Below are 15,467 nucleotides of genomic sequence, written 5' to 3'. Positions count from 1 at the left end.
CCGATCATTACGCTGAACGCGCCGGTAACTACCAGCACTTGTGTCAAAAATAATCACACTGGAGCTACCGATGCAGAAACGATCCAAACTCGACCCCTATGTGTTCTGGCCCGCTATCGCGGTATTGCTGATTATAACCGCAGTACTGGTCAGCTTTCAGGCCACCATCGCGCCCCTGATTACCCAGGGGCTGAGCATAATCACTCATCAGATGGACTGGGTCTTCGAATTTCTGACGTTTGGCATTTTTGTCATGCTGGTGTGGTTTGCCGCCGGGCGCTATGGAAAGGTCCGCTTCGGGGAAGACACAAAAACCCCGGCCTTCGGAAACTTCAGCTATGGCGCCATGCTCTTCTGCGCCGGCATGGGCACCAGCATCATGTTCTGGTCGATCATCGAACCCATGTATTACTACCAGGGGCCGCCGTTCCAGATTGAAGGCCAGACTGCCGCTGCTGCCGAATGGGCCCTGAGCTATGGGCTGTTCCACTGGGGTGTGTCTGCCTGGGCCATCTACACCCTCCCCACCATTGTCATTGCCTACTCGCTCTATAATAAGGGCAACAAATCCCTGAAGATTTCCCAGGCCTGTAAAGGCGTGCTTGGCCACAGTGCCGATGGCTGGCTGGGCCGCATCATTGATATTCTGGTGATCTGGTCACTGGTGGGTGGCCTGGGCACGTCTCTGGGCCTTGGCGTTCCCATGATAGCCGCCGGTATTGGCGACCTGTTCGGTGTAGAACAGTCGGCTCTGCTGAGTATCGGCATTATTCTGATTTGGTCGGTTATTTACCTGACCAGTGCCACGCTGGGTCTGGAAAAAGGCATCAGCAAACTCAGTAACCTCAACGTTTACCTGGCGGTTACGCTGGCACTGTTCGTTCTCATCGTCGGCCCCACAAGCTTTCTGCTGGCGTACTTTACCGACAGCGTTGGCCAGATGGCACAAAACTTTCTGCGCATGAGTTTTTATACGGACCCGGTTCATCAGAGTGGCTTCCCTCAGGACTGGACAGTTTTCTACTGGGTCTGGTTTGCCTGCACAGCGCCGTTCCTGGGCCTTTTCGTGGCGAGGATTTCAAAAGGTCGCACCATTAAATCCGTGATCGTGAACATGCTGGCCTGGGGTACCCTGGGTGGCTGGCTTTATTTTGCGGTTATGGGTGGTTATGCTATGGATCTGCAACTGACCGGCGCGTTCAATGTGGTGCAGAGCATGGCCGATAACGGCAATGCCCAGACCATCATCAATGTGCTCAACACGCTCCCTCTGGCGAAACTTGCCGTCTTATTCTTTGTGGTTCTTGGGTTTATCTTTCTGGCTACCTCACTGGACTCGGCGTCTTTCGTTCTGGCATCTACCGCGTCCACCACGGCGGGAGACGGTGAAGAGCCCGCCGTGTGGCACACCGTTACCTGGGGCATTCTTATGGCCGTTCTGGCCATCTCACTGCTGCTGATTGGCGGCCTGAAGGTTGTTCAGTCGTCAACGGTGATGGTTGCGATCCCGATACTTATCATCTACATACTATTAACCGTGTCCATTCTGCGCTGGCTGCGCCAGGATCACGGCATACAGGAGGAGCAATAATGGGTGTTTTCGATGTGGATTACAGCAAAATCCGCGAGCGAACAGACCTCCCTTACAAAGTTAATGTAACAGAACATGCACCCATACCACTGGCCGATGGCACGGTCCTTTCAGCCAAGCTCTGGCTACCTGAAGGGCTGGATAAAGCGCGCGGTGTTGTTCTGGAATACCTGCCCTACCGTAAGGACGAGTTCACCGCGCTGCGCGATGAGATCCGCCACGGTTACTTTGCCGGTTGCGGGTACGCGGCCATTCGTGTGGATATCCGTGGCACCGGCGACTCCGGCGGCATCATCCAGGACGAGTACCCGCTTCAGGAGCAGGAAGACTGCCTGGAAGTATTCGACTGGATCACCGCGCAGGACTGGTCTGCGGGCAATATTGCCATGATCGGCAAATCCTGGGGCGGCTTCAACGGTCTGCAAATGGCTGCCTACAATCACCCGGCGCTGAAAACCATTGCCAGCCTGTGCTCCACAGATGACCGCTACGCCGACGATGTGCACTACCGGGGCGGCACGCTGATGGGCTCCGATATGCTGTGGTGGGCTTCTACCATGTTTGCCTACAACGCCCGACCACCCTTTCCCCGCTTTGTAGGGGACAAATGGCGTGAGATGTGGCTCGACCGCCTGAAAAATACGCCGCCCTTTGTCGAAACCTGGCTTGAGCATCAGCACAGAGATGCTTACTGGGAGCAGGGATCCATCTGTGAAGATTACAGCGCCATACGCATTCCTGTACTCACCATGAGTGGCTGGGCAGATGGCTACACGGACGCGGTCTTCCGGCTTATGGACAATCTGGATGTGCCCAAGCGCGCAATCATCGGCCCCTGGGCCCATGAGTTCCCCGATCTGGCGATTCCAGGCCCTCAGATTGGCTACCTGCAGGAGTGCATAAGCTGGTTTGATCGCTGGCTCGCAACAGACGCCACCAATGAACCCCACGAAGACAGCTTTGTTGTGTATCTGCAGGACAGTGTCCCGCCGCAGACCAGCTACGAGTACCGGGAAGGCCAGTGGGTCGATCTGCTGGCAACCGACATCTCCGGCGTGGATGTGATGGACTCTCTGAGCGGCCAACAGGTATTGATTAACCGCCAGCACCATGGCCTTTACTCCGGCGTTTTCTGCCCCTTCGGACAGGACGGCGACCTTCCTGACGACCAAACCATCGACAACGCCCTGGCCACCACCTGGACGCTGCCAGCAGCCGATCAGCCGCTCAACCTGCTCGGCAACCCCCGCGTTAACCTGCGTCTGAAAAGTGACCAGCCCACAGGCAACGTACACGCACGTTTAACCGATGTGTCGCCCACGGGAGAGAAAACCTACATCACCGCTGGCCAGTTCAACCTCACCCATCGGCACTCCCATGCAAACCCCGAGGCTGTGCCTCTGGACGAGTGGTTTGAGGTGAGCTTTACGCTGGACGCCATAGGTTACCAGCTACCGGCCGGGCACCAGCTGGAAATCAGCCTGAGCCCCACCTACTGGCCGCAGATCTGGCCTTCTGTGTCTGTCGCCAACCTGGAGGTGGACCTGGATCAAAGCCGGATTCTGGTACCGCAATCCGCCGACCCGGTGTTCACCGAGCTGCCGTTTACCCAGGCAGAAACGGCGAAGCCCCTGGACAAAACCATCCTGCGTGAAGGCAGCCGGACCCGCCAGGTGATCAAATCCCTGACGACGCACGAGTGGGTACTGGACGACTTCTCTGACGAAGGCCTGCGCCTGCTGAATCACAACGGCATCACCTACGGCACCAAGAACCACAACATCTGGCGCGTTCACGAGAACGACCCTCTCAGCGCTGTCACCGAATCCAACTGGGAAGTGGACCTGAGCGATGCTGATATCAGCATTCATGTAGATACTCAGAGCCGCATGTCCTGCGATGCTGAAAATTTCTACCTGGTCAACAGCCTGCAGGCTTACGAAGAAGGCAAAGAGGTGTACCGCAACAGCTGGGAGAAGACCATTCCCCGCCGTTTCTGCTAAGCAGGCGACACACCACGAGCCTTTTAAGAGCAGCGGTCACTCAACTTGGGCGCCGCTGCTGATCGTAGCCGTTATCCAGAAACGGATAGTCGGTATAGCCCTCTTCCTTGCCTCCGTAGAAGGTGGCGGGATCCGGCTCGTTGAGCGCAGCGCCCAGGCGGAAGCGTTCAACGAGATCCGGATTGGCGATATAAGAACGCCCGATGGCTACGGCATCGGCGATACCCGCATCAATAATGCGTTCGGCGCGCTGGGCATCATAGTGGCTGCAAAAGATCAGGCTGCCTTTGAAGCGCTCTCGCAGAGCTCGACGAAAATCATCGGTCAGTTTGATATCACCGCCGGCCCAGTTCGGTTCATTGATATGCAAGTAGGCGATATTCCGTCTGGATAACTCCTCCGCCATGTAGAAGGCCATGGCCTCCGGCTCCTCGTCGGTGAGGCCGAAAATTTCGATGAATGGCGACATCCGGATGCCCGTGCGATCGGGGCCGAACACTTCTGCCACCGCATCGAGTGCTTCCAACGGAAAGCGGGCACGGTTTTCCAGTGAGCCACCATACTGATCGGTACGCTGATTGCTGCCAGTTGCCAGGAACTGATTCAGCAGGTAGGCGTTAGCAGCGTGCACTTCGATCATGTCGAAACCGGCGCGCTTGGCGCGGATTGCCGCCTGGCGATAATCATCGACAATGCCGGGTATTTCATCGGTTTCCAGCGCCCGGGGAGTGCTGGTCTCGTGGCGCCCGGCGCTGCCATCCTCGAATTCAACAAAGCACTGGGCACCTTCGCCCTTGAGCGCACTCGGCGCTACAGGCGCCTGGCCGTCGGGCTGTACCATTTCATGGGAAACGCGGCCTACGTGCCAAAGCTGCAGCGCAATACGCCCACCCCTGGCGTGAACGGCATCGACGACACGCTTCCAGCCGGCTTCCTGTGCGTCGGTCCAGATGCCTGGCGTATACACATAACCACGGGCAGTTGGCGAGATATTGGTAGCCTCACTGATGATCAGACCAGCCCCTGCGCGCTGGCCATAGTAGGCCTGCTGCAGTTCGCCGGGTATGCTGTCCGGCGTACGCGACCGGGTCAGAGGCGCCATCAGGATGCGATTGGGCAGAGTAAGGCTGCCTAAGCGAACCGGTGTCAATAAGGTTTCGTGAGCCATGAGAGTTCCTTTAAAAATGGAAAATATCACTCTATATTCTGCACCTGCTCGCGCATCTGCTCAATCAGCACCTTCAGATCAACCGCCGCCCGGGTCACGGCGGCATCAATACTCTTACTGCTCAGAGTATTGGCTTCGCGGTTGAGCTCCTGCATCAGAAAATCCAGACGGCGCCCAATGGCTTCGTCGCGCCCGAGTGTATCGGCCACTTCACTGATATGAGCCTCCAACCGGTCCAGCTCTTCTGCCACGTCGGTTTTCTGCGCCAGCATCACCATCTCCTGGGCGATGCGTTCAGGATCCAGCTCTACCTGTGCTTTGCGAAAGCGCTCGCGCAGCTGTTCTTCCTGCGCTTCGAGCAGCCCGGGCAAAGCCTCACGAACAGTGGCAACCAGCTCACTCATGCGGGTCAGGCGATCCTCAAACACAGGCCGAAGCCGCTCACCCTCACGCGCCCGCACCTCTACCAGTTCAGCAACGGTTTCCCTGAACAGCTCCAGCGCTGCCTCCCGGGCCGAGCTGTAATCCTGTTCACGAACCGACAACACCCCTGGCCAGCGCAGAATATCCAGTGCGTTGATATGTGCCGGGTTATCCAGCATCCGGTTCACATGATTGGCAGCGTCGTTAACGGCCTGGGCTACCTCTTCATTGATCTCGAACCCAGGTATATCGGTTTCATTACTCTGCAGCCGGATAGAGACATCCACCTTGCCCCGCTTCAGCTGTTTTCGCAGTTCTTCCCGGAACGGGTTTTCAAGCTCACGCAGAGCCTCCGGCAACCGGAACGACGGCTCCAGGTACCGATGATTTACAGTACGAATCTCACAAGTCAGCGTTCCCTGGGCATCCTGCACATCCCTGCGGGCAAAAGCGGTCATACTTCTGATCATGGTCACTCCGGCGTTGAGCGTAATCTTTGAATACAGACTCTGAGTCTAACAGGCTGCTGACACCAGCGGCGAGTACCCCGGCCTGACGTGATATACTCAACGGTTTTCAAAACTCCGCTCAACCGGGACTGGCTCCCGGACATTTACCAAAACATCAGGAAACATTATGCGTCCAAGTGGCAGAACGCCCGAGCAACCCAGAGACATTCGCCTTACCCGAAACTACACACGCCATGCCGAAGGCTCGGTGCTGGTTGAGTTCGGCGACACCAAAGTCATCTGCACCGCCTCTGTAGAAAACAAAGTACCGCCCTTCCTGCGCGGCGAAGGCAAAGGCTGGATCACCGCCGAATACGGCATGCTCCCCCGCTCCACCGGCAGCCGCATGGGCCGGGAAGCCGCCCGTGGCAAACAGGGTGGTCGTACCGTTGAAATCCAGCGTCTGATCGGCCGCAGCCTGCGCGCCGCCGTCGATATGGAAGCCCTGGGCGAACACACCATCACCATCGACTGCGACGTCATCCAGGCCGACGGCGGCACCCGCACCGCAGCCATCACCGGCGGCTGCGTCGCACTAGTTGATGCCCTGAACTTTCTGGTAGAAACCAAGCGCCTGAAGCAATCCCCCCTGAAACAAATGATCGCGGCCATCTCCGTGGGCGTCTACAAAGGTACCCCGGTTGCCGACCTGGACTACCCGGAAGACTCCGAAGCCGAAACCGACATGAACGTAATCATGACCGACAAAGGCGGCTTCATCGAAATTCAGGGAACAGCAGAAGGCGCGCCCTTTGCACAGGAAGAACTGGACAGCATGCTGACGCTGGCGCGTAAGGCTATCGATCAGTTATTTGAAATTCAGAAGGAAGCTTTGGAAGGCTAGTGACTATGTAGCGGGTCCGGAGGGGGGAAACCTTTCCGGGACACGCTACAAGCACATCCCTGTGCGCTCGGCTCCGGCCCTCCCTGGCCGGAGACGGTCCCGGAAAGGTTTCCCCCCTCCGGACCCACGATCGGCAGTCTCACATACCAATCTCAATATCGTAATCCATAATCACCGGCGCATGGTCCGAAAACCGCGTGGTGTTATCAATCCAGCCATCCTGAACCGTCTTGCGAATCCCCGGTGTCATCAACTGATAATCCACCCGGATTCCCGCATTTTTCCGCGAACCCTCAGTTTGCTCCGGCCACCAGGTAAACTGATTACTCTGCTTGTTGATCTCACGGAACGCATCCACACAACCCATCTCATCAAACAGCCGGTCCAGCCAGGCACGCTCGTGAGGCAGAAAACCGGAAAAATCAAACCTGTGGTAAAGCGGGCTGGCATCCGTTACATGATGCGCTGTCTGCAGGTTGGCCCCGAAAATAAACTGCCGGCGCTTTCGCAGCGTTTTTTGCATGTGCAGACCAAAGGCATCCATAAAATCGTCTTTATGGTCCAGCATGGTCAGATCATCTTCGCTGATCGGCTCCTCCTCGCGTCCCAGCGCACAGGGAGCAAGTACAGAAGCAACCGATACCTTGTCGAAATCCGCCTGAATAAAACGCCCTTCCCGGTCCGCCTGCTCATTGGCAAAACCGTACATAATGGCTTTGGGAAAATGCCGGGTGTAAATGCCTACCCCGCCATGTTCATTTTTCTCACCATCAATGAAATAGGCCTCAAAGCCTTCCGGTACAAGGTTATAATCTTCAACCTCATAGGCGCGCATACGGTGATCCTGAACGCAGACAACGTCGGCATCCTGCTTGGCCAGCCAGTCGAAGAAACCTTTATCAACAGCCTGAGCCAGACCATTGACGCTGATTGATACTACCCGCATACGTGTTCCCTGATTCGGTTTATGTGTATGATACCGTTTTTACGCGTTATTAAAAGATCCACACCCGCCAGAAGCCTTGTCATGCACGACTATCAGCAAAAATTTATTGAATTTGCCATCCGCCGTAACGTACTTCGTTTTGGTGATTTCACTCTCAAATCCGGCCGTACCAGCCCATACTTTTTCAACGCCGGGCTTTTTAACACCGGAGAGGATCTGCTGCACCTAAGCAAAGCCTACGCTGCAGCCTTAGAACGCAGTGGTCTGAATTATGACATCCTGTTTGGTCCTGCCTATAAGGGCATTCCGTTGGCTACAGTAACGGCTATGGCTCTGGCAGAGGGGGGCAACAGCAAACCCTTCGCCTTTAACCGCAAAGAAAAGAAAGACCATGGTGAAGGCGGCAACATTGTCGGCGCGCCGCTACAGGGTAAAGTGTTAATTGTGGACGATGTGATTACCGCCGGCACTGCGATACGCGAGTCCATCGACCTTATCCGCGCCGCAGGGGCTGAGCCCGCTGGTGTCCTGATTGCGCTGGACAGGCAGGAACGCGGCAACGGCGAGCTCTCTGCCATACAGGAAGTCGAGAGCGAGTTTGATATTCCGGTGGTCAGTATTATCCGCCTGGAACAGGTTCTGAGTTATCTTGAAGCCAACACCGGTTTTTCTGAGCATGCTGTCAAAGTGGCCAGCTACCGGGAGCGCTACGGAGTCTGAGTGATGCATAAATGCCTGACCGTATTTCTGATAACGACCACAACCCTTCTGCTGCCTCCGGCCACAGCTCAGGCGGAAGCAGATATGTACCGTTATACCGACGAAAACGGCCAGGTAGCCATCAGCAACACCATTCCCGATGCCGCCACAGAGCGGGGTTACCAAATTCTGAATGCCAACGGCCGTGTGATTGAAACCGTCGACCCGGCCCCCACTGAGGCTGAAATTGCCGCCCGCGAGGCAAAAAAGCAGCGCCAGAAAGAACTCAGCATCCAGCGCGAAAAAGACGCCCGGCTTCTGAAACGTTTCAGCCATCCCGACCAGGCAGTGCGGGCCATGCACCGTAAACTGAACGAACTGAAGGGGCTGATTCAACTTAAGCGCGGCAACATTGCGGTGATATCCAGTCAGCTGGATAACGAACAGAGCCGGGCTGCCGACCTGGAACGGATGGGCCGGGATATACCGGAGGCTATTCTGAGTAAGATTCGCAGTCTGGAATCCCGGATCCGCGATATCGAGAGGGAGATTGCCTGGCAAAACCAGGAAAAAGAAACGCTCAAGGCGTCCTATGTGAAAGACATAAAACGCCTTGAAGCGGTTACCGGCGAGCCCCGCACTTTACCACTGGAGCTGCCGGAGACGACCGACTAACGGGCAGTCTGCCCTGGGATCAGGCCGATGTGGTCTGGTCTTTGTTTGTCGTCTGCTTTTTACTGCTTGTCTTTTTCTTTGCGGCTGTCTTGCGGGCCGGCTGCTGCTTGGTGGTTTCAGCAGGCTTTTCAGCCTCTACTGATTTTTTTGCGTCCTGAGCGGCTTCGGATACGTCCTCTGCGGCTTCAGAGACTGTGTCTGCGGTTTCCACAGCTTCTTTTTCAAGCTTTGCAACCAGGTCCGCAGCAAAACTGCCCACACGGCTATTCAGGCCACGCAGCTGCTCGAACAGACTGTCGCTGTAACCGTTATAACGCTTACGCAGTGATTTAACACTGTATTCACGAACACCGGACTCGAGCTTTTCTGCATAGTCAAAAGGCTTGGCTGAAAGCTTCTTTTCCTGCTGTTCAGCGGCGTTGATGCCCTTTTCTACCATGTCCTGAAGTTGTTCCTGATACGTTCTGAGTTTACCCATTTCACATCTCCTGATTACCAAAGTGAATGCAGGCCTTTGCCTTTTATCCGATTCTGTAACCAAGAGTAAGGTGAAAAATTAGAATGTTCATACTAATAACAGGGGGATTTTAACTTTACCAGCGGAACAGCACCCAGCTGGGAACCAGCATGTCGGAATCAGACTCCTCAATCCAGCCGCCACCATCAGCCGGTACCAGGTAATACTCGCGACCGACTTCCGGCACAACCTTGATCTCCATAAGCTGGCCATTAACCCGGTATTCGTAGAAAACCTTGTCCTCTCCCGGCCGGATCACAATCTGCGGGCCATCGGCCGATGGCTGATAATCGGTCACCACCAACGGCTCTTTGGGTGTCTCCACCACTTCGGTATCCAGACCTCCACTTTCCTGCGCCCAGGCGTAACCGGCACTTAAGGCAAGCAGAGCTGCGGAACAGACGATTCGCTTCATTTTCGTGATACCCTTTTATCTATCTATTTACGTACAGAGTTGCACAAGCCAACCTACGCTTCAATCAGAATCCGGAACCGCTTTAACATGACTGATCAAAAGACCCCTCCTGTGGTGCTTGTGGACGGTTCGTCCTATTTATTCCGCGCCTATCATGCACTTCCGCCACTGACGACGAGCAAGAACCACCCGACCGGCGCCATCAAGGGCGTTATTGCTATGATACGTCGCCTGGAGCAGGATTTCCCCGGCTCGAAAGTGGTTGTGGTGTTTGACGCCAAAGGCAAAACCTTCCGCCATGAGCTGTATGAAGAATACAAGGCCAACCGCCCGCCCATGCCGGACGACCTGGCCATACAGATTGACCCGATTCACCAGATGGTAAAGGCCATGGGCCTGCCCCTGCTGATTGTGGAAGGTGTCGAGGCTGACGACGTTATAGGCACCCTGGCCAACGAGGCCACCAGTAAAGGCATTGATGTGGTGGTGTCCACCGGCGACAAAGACATGGCCCAGCTGGTTAGCGACCATGTCACCCTGATCAACACCATGACAGAAGCCCACACAGACAGGGACGCAGTGCTGGAGAGGTTTGGCGTTCGCCCGGACCAGATTATCGATTACCTGGCGCTGGTGGGCGACAAGGTGGATAACATACCCGGCGTCAACAAGTGCGGCCCTAAAACCGCGGTTAAATGGCTGCAGACCTACGACAACCTCGACGGCATTATGGAAAACGCCCATGAGATCAAGGGCAAGGTGGGCGAATACCTGAGGGAGGCTTTGGATACCCTGCCCCTGAGCCGGGAACTGGCAACCATCAAAATGGATGTGGAGCTGGACTTCGGCCTGGAGGATCTTCAGGACCGACAGCAAAACGATGCGGAACTGTTGGCCCTGTTCCGGGAGTACGAACTGCGCAGCTGGATTGCAGAGCTGGAAAACACAGACAAAGCCACAGATTCTTCCGACAACCAGAAGCCCCCCCGGGAAAAACGTTACAGTGTTATCACCGACCAGCAGGAGCTGGATGAATGGCTGGCCAGGCTTAAAAAGTCTGACCTGTTTGCCTTTGATACGGAAACCACCAGCCTGCGCTACATCAGCGCCGAAGTGGTGGGCGTTTCCTTTGCCATCGAGCCAGGTGAGGCAGCATACGTTCCTTTTGGGCATGACTACATGGGAGCGCCGGAGCAGCTGGATCGTGACGACGTGCTGGCACAGCTTAAACCCCTTCTGGAAGACCCGGAACTGAAAAAAGTCGGCCAGAACCTCAAGTACGACAAAAACGTACTGGCCAATCACGGAATATGCCTGGAGGGGATTGCCGAAGACACCATGGTGGAATCCTACGTGCTGAACTCCGTTTCCTCCCGCCACGACATGGACAGCCTCGCCCGGCACTATCTGGGGGAAGAAACCATCAGCTTTGAATCCCTTGCGGGCAAAGGCGCCAAACAACTCACCTTCAACCAGCTGGATCTGGAAAAGGCAGGCCCCTATGCCGCGGAAGATGCGGATATTACTCTGCGCCTGCACCAGGCCATCCGGCCGCAGCTGGCAGAAGTGGGCAGGTTGGAATCTGTATACACCAACATAGACCTGCCCCTGGTGCCCGTGCTGTCCCGTATGGAGCAGCGCGGCGCCCTGATCAGCGCCAGCACCCTGCGCCAGCACAGTCAGGAGCTGGCCGAGCGTATGGGCAGCCTTGAGGAAGAAGCCCATGAACTGGCCGGCGCCCCCTTCAATCTGGGCTCGCCTAAGCAGTTACAGACCATTTTTTATGAACAAATGGGCCTGCCGGTGATTAAGAAAACCCCGAAAGGCGCCCCTTCCACCGCCGAGCCTGTGCTACAGGAACTGGCCCACGAGCACGAGCTGCCCCGGCTGATCCTGGAGCACCGCAGCCTGAGCAAGCTCAAGTCTACCTACACGGACACCCTGCCGGAACTTATTCATCACCGCACCGGGCGGATACACACCTCCTACCACCAGGCCATTACAGCCACGGGCAGACTGTCATCTTCCGAGCCCAACCTGCAGAACATTCCGGTTCGCACTGAACAGGGCCGGCGCATTCGTCAGGCATTCATTGCTCAGGAAGGCTATAAACTCATGGCGGCGGACTACTCGCAGATTGAGCTGCGCATCATGGCGCACCTGTCTGGCGACAAAGGCCTGCTGACTGCCTTTGAGCACGGAGAAGACATTCACAAAGCCACCGCCTCGGAAGTATTCGGTATCCCCCGGGATGAAGTAACCAGCGACCAGCGCCGCAGCGCCAAAGCCATCAACTTTGGGCTGATTTACGGCATGTCGGCGTTCGGCCTGGGCCGCCAGCTGGACGTCGGGCGCAAGGTCGCGCAGGAATATATTGATCGGTATTTTGAACGCTATCCCGGGGTTCTCGAATACATGGACAACATCCGCAAACAAGCTCACGACGACGGTTTTGTCGAAACCCTGTTCGGTCGCCGCCTGTACCTGCCGGAAATCAACGCCCGCAACAAACAGCTGCAACAGGCTGCAGAACGCACCGCCATCAACGCCCCCATGCAAGGTACGGCGGCGGACATCATCAAACTGGCCATGATTGAAGTGGACAACTGGCTGCGGGCAGAACATGCCGACAAAGCCCTCATGACCATGCAGGTGCACGACGAACTGATTCTTGAAGTAAAAGAGGATGCTGTAGAGGAGATCCGGGAAGGACTGGTCAAACGCATGTCCGGCGCAGCGGAACTGGCCGTGCCTCTGCTGGTAGAAGCCGGCGTGGGTGATAACTGGGATCAGGCCCACTAAATAAAAACGCCCGGTGAGTTAATTCTACCGGGCGTTTTTTTGTCAGCTGGTTTGGCTATTTTTAGAAGGCCTTACTGATCTGCAGGGAGGCACTCCAGGCGCTCAGCTCGTATTCAGCCTGATAACTGGATTTAGACTTCTGAACATTCGGTTGCTGGTGATAATACTCGCGATCATCAACCTTCGCATCATCTGCAAAGATTAAGGTGCCGACCGCAGCATCCACAGTCCACCCGTTCTGGTTATCTTTCCACTGCGTACCCAGTGTTAGCCAGTGACGATCTTCAGATGGAATCCTGGCGGTTACATACTGGTCTACCGGGGATTCATCCCAAGCGTACCCTGCTTTGAATGCCCATTCCGGCGTTGCCTGCCAGATACCCCCCACATTAAATTGCCAGGTGTTCTGCCATTTTTCTGTGATATGAGTGATCGGATCGTCACCCGTACGCTTTAAAACCCCGGATATCGCCCCACTGTCGCCTTCTTTACTGAAAACATCCAACTCTTCGAAGCGACCCCAGCGAGAATATGTCGCACCAGCAAGCAGTGTTATTTCCGGATTCAGTTTGTGGCGCACTCCCACTGTCACGTTTTCTGGAATTTCCAGCGGTACTCTTGCATCTTCGGAGAGAGTTTGTGGCCCGGACATCCCCAAGGCCTCACCCGGAAACTGGCTGATTTCCAGGTCACCCTCCAGCTCCAACTCCGTCGCAGTCTGGAAGCTCAGGCCGACTTGTGTAGCTTCAGATAGTTCGTAAAGGAAACCCACTCGAAAGTTAACCGCAACATCATCTCCCTCAACATCTGAATACGTATCAGGGTACTTTTCAGCTAAAGCATTAGCCTCTTGCGGCGTAAGACCAGCGAGCATAGCTGCACCCCGAACATCCTGAAACCGGCTCAGGCGGCCCTCACCATACATAATATTAACACCTACACCCATGGAAAGACCTTTGCCGTTATTAACCGCAATGGACGGGGTAAATGAAAGTACTGTGAGCTCAGTTTTGTCGGCCATATAGCGTCCGGCAAAATCATTGTCGTAATCTGCAGCCAACCCGTAAGGCGCGTGGATGCCAAAACCCACATCAATAGAGTCATTAAGCTCGTGGGTCAGGTAAAGGTTTGGCATAACTGCAGGGTCTGCGATATCGCCGCCGTTAGCGGTGTAGGCGCCCGGGTTACCAAGAGCATCGGTAGTTTTGATACTAGAACGCTTTGCTTCCGCATCAATATCCAGAACCGCCGCACCAAAAGAAAGGTTTGTCCCCTTCAACTGGCTCATACCCGCCGGGTTGAACATAACCGTGGTTGCGTTCTCCGGGTTGGCGGCCGCACCTGCGTTGGCCGTACCCATGGCACTGGCGCTCTGCTCGTTCAGGGAGAAGCCGCCAGCAAACACTGTGGTCGGGGCAGCAACCGCTGCCAGAGTGGCAAGGCGAACCGCACGGGATAGCATTGTTGATCTCATTTCGGGGTTATCTCCTTAAAATTTTGTGACGGAGTATACGCATTAGTCGTGACTGGCCTCAATTGCTGAGCGCATAAATTTGAACCATTCGACATTTTTGAAATAAAACCGGTCTGTGCCGGTTCAGTCATCCTGTATGGTCAATCGGTCGACAGAAGACGACAGCTGATCGACTCCCTGGGCATCGGCCCCGAGCTTTATCATCAGGCGCAGGTCGTTCGCCGAGTCGGCGTGAGCCAGCGCATCCTCGTAGGTAATAGAACCTTCAGCGTAGAGCTGGTAAAGCGCCTGATCGAACGTCTGCATGCCTGACTCATTGGACTTCGCCATCAACTCCTTGAGCTTGTGTACGTCGCCCTTGCGAATCAGGTCAGCAACCAGAGGGGTATTGATCAGCACTTCAATCACCGCCTTACGGCCCTTGCCATCCGGCGTGGGAACCAGCTGCTGCGCTACAATGGCTTTGAGGTTGAGGGACAAGTCCATCCAGATCTGGTTGTGCTGTTCCGGCGGGAAAAACTGAATCATCCGGTCCAGTGCCTGGTTGGCGTTGTTGGCGTGCAGTGTTGCCAGGCACAGGTGGCCGGTTTCCGCAAACTGCACCGAGTATTCCATAGTCTCGCGGGTGCGCACCTCACCAATCAGGATGACGTCGGGCGCCTGGCGCAGGGTGTTTTTCAGCGCCACCTCAAAGCTCTCGGTATCCAGGCCCACTTCCCGCTGGGTAACGATGCAGCCCTGGTGCTGGTGAATAAACTCAATAGGGTCTTCTATAGAAATTATATGACCCCGGCTGTTGCGGTTGCGGTGCCCGAGCATGGCGGCCAACGATGTGGATTTACCTGTGCCCGTTGCCCCCACAAACATGATCAGACCGCGTTTGGTCATGGCCAGCTCTTTCACAATGTCCGGCAAGGCCAGGTCGTCAATCTGGGGGATCTTCACCTCAATCCGACGCAGCACCATGCCACACAGGTTGCGCTGAAAGAACGCACTTACCCGAAAACGCCCTATTCCCCGGGCACTGATGGCAAAGTTGCACTCATGGGTTTCCTGAAACTCGGCCAGCTGCCGCTCGTTCATGGATCCGTAGACCAGCTCTTTTGTCTGGTCCGGCGTTAATGCGCTCTTGGTAATGGGCAGTACTTTACCGTTTACCTTCATACTCGGCGGAACACCCGCCGTGATAAAAAGATCTGAGCCTCCTTTTTCAACCATCAGACGCAGCAGTTTTTCGAATTCCATTTTTATTTACCTATGTTCTTTCTATGATGACTACCCGACTGAAGCCCGAAGGAGAGGGGTGGCAGCAGGCATCGGGACACGCCGTAAATACGTCCGTGTAGGCTTGACGGCAGCATCCCTGCTGCCGACAGTCCCGATGCCTGCTGCCACCCCTCC

General features: G+C 55.6%; 13 protein-coding genes. 6 read left to right on the top strand and 7 right to left on the bottom strand.

Annotated features, from left to right (window positions below; translation table 11 throughout):
• The first annotated feature begins 70 nt into the window (after nucleotides 1-70).
• Nucleotides 71-1,591, top strand: coding sequence for a BCCT family transporter (locus FFI95_RS05400; RefSeq protein ID WP_144821346.1), 1,521 nt, complete (start codon nucleotides 71-73; stop codon nucleotides 1,589-1,591).
• Nucleotides 1,591-3,594 carry a CocE/NonD family hydrolase gene (locus FFI95_RS05395; protein ID WP_144821345.1) on the top strand — a complete coding sequence of 668 codons (2,004 nt, stop codon included), beginning with the start codon at nucleotides 1,591-1,593 and terminating at the stop codon, nucleotides 3,592-3,594. The genes FFI95_RS05400 and FFI95_RS05395 overlap by 1 nt, the downstream gene beginning before the upstream one ends.
• A gap of 40 nt (nucleotides 3,595-3,634) precedes the next feature.
• Here FFI95_RS05395 and FFI95_RS05390 read toward each other — a convergent pair whose 3' ends face one another.
• The gene (locus FFI95_RS05390; RefSeq protein WP_144821344.1) at nucleotides 3,635-4,762 is read right to left on the bottom strand and encodes an alkene reductase; all 1,128 of its coding nucleotides are present in this window, start codon (nucleotides 4,760-4,762) and stop codon (nucleotides 3,635-3,637) included.
• Nucleotides 4,763-4,788: 26 nt separating this feature from the next.
• Nucleotides 4,789-5,655, bottom strand: coding sequence for a YicC/YloC family endoribonuclease (locus FFI95_RS05385; RefSeq protein WP_144821343.1), 867 nt, complete (start codon nucleotides 5,653-5,655; stop codon nucleotides 4,789-4,791).
• Nucleotides 5,656-5,821: 166 nt separating this feature from the next.
• Between FFI95_RS05385 and rph the strand changes: the two genes are divergently transcribed.
• Nucleotides 5,822-6,538, top strand: a complete 717-nt coding sequence (rph, locus tag FFI95_RS05380; protein ID WP_144821342.1) for a ribonuclease PH — start codon at nucleotides 5,822-5,824, stop codon at nucleotides 6,536-6,538.
• A gap of 139 nt (nucleotides 6,539-6,677) precedes the next feature.
• On the opposite strand, the gene FFI95_RS05375 is transcribed toward rph, so the two are convergent.
• A complete protein-coding gene (locus tag FFI95_RS05375) occupies nucleotides 6,678-7,484 on the bottom strand; it encodes an exodeoxyribonuclease III (protein WP_144821341.1) in 807 nt (268 codons plus the stop codon).
• Nucleotides 7,485-7,565: 81 nt separating this feature from the next.
• On the opposite strand from FFI95_RS05375, the gene pyrE reads away from it, so the two are divergent.
• Entirely contained in the window at nucleotides 7,566-8,204 is a 639-nt protein-coding gene (pyrE, locus tag FFI95_RS05370; RefSeq protein WP_144821340.1) for an orotate phosphoribosyltransferase, read from the top strand.
• Nucleotides 8,205-8,207: 3 nt separating this feature from the next.
• Entirely contained in the window at nucleotides 8,208-8,858 is a 651-nt protein-coding gene (locus tag FFI95_RS05365) for a DUF4124 domain-containing protein (protein ID WP_144821339.1), read from the top strand.
• A 19-nt stretch (nucleotides 8,859-8,877) separates the two neighbouring features.
• Here the strand turns inward: FFI95_RS05365 and FFI95_RS05360 are convergent, their stop codons facing one another.
• Nucleotides 8,878-9,336: a hypothetical protein gene (locus FFI95_RS05360; RefSeq protein WP_144821338.1), complete on the bottom strand. Its 459-nt coding sequence runs from the start codon at nucleotides 9,334-9,336 to the stop codon at nucleotides 8,878-8,880.
• A 115-nt stretch (nucleotides 9,337-9,451) separates the two neighbouring features.
• On the bottom strand, nucleotides 9,452-9,790 hold the full coding sequence (locus FFI95_RS05355) for a DUF2782 domain-containing protein (RefSeq protein WP_144821337.1): 339 nt from the start codon (nucleotides 9,788-9,790) through the stop codon (nucleotides 9,452-9,454).
• Nucleotides 9,791-9,877: 87 nt separating this feature from the next.
• Here FFI95_RS05355 and polA point away from each other — a divergent pair, with 87 nt between their 5' ends.
• Complete coding sequence (polA, locus tag FFI95_RS05350; RefSeq protein ID WP_144821336.1) at nucleotides 9,878-12,592, top strand: DNA polymerase I; 2,715 nt, start codon at nucleotides 9,878-9,880, stop codon at nucleotides 12,590-12,592.
• Between the two features lie 61 nt (nucleotides 12,593-12,653).
• Here polA and FFI95_RS05345 read toward each other — a convergent pair whose 3' ends face one another.
• Together FFI95_RS05345 and FFI95_RS05340 are read right to left on the bottom strand one after the other, a co-directional pair.
• Nucleotides 12,654-14,066, bottom strand: coding sequence for an OmpP1/FadL family transporter (locus FFI95_RS05345; RefSeq protein WP_144821335.1), 1,413 nt, complete (start codon nucleotides 14,064-14,066; stop codon nucleotides 12,654-12,656).
• Between the two features lie 123 nt (nucleotides 14,067-14,189).
• Nucleotides 14,190-15,311 (bottom strand): PilT/PilU family type 4a pilus ATPase, encoded by a 1,122-nt coding sequence (locus tag FFI95_RS05340; protein ID WP_144821334.1) that lies wholly within the window; start codon nucleotides 15,309-15,311, stop codon nucleotides 14,190-14,192.
• Nucleotides 15,312-15,467: the final 156 nt, after the last annotated feature.

It is taken from the genome of Marinobacter piscis (assembly GCF_007671655.1).
Taxonomy (GTDB): Bacteria; Pseudomonadota; Gammaproteobacteria; order Pseudomonadales; family Oleiphilaceae; genus Marinobacter; species Marinobacter piscensis.
The sequence above is the reverse complement of the archived record's forward strand: the minus strand, read 5'-3'. Positions and strand labels throughout refer to the sequence as shown.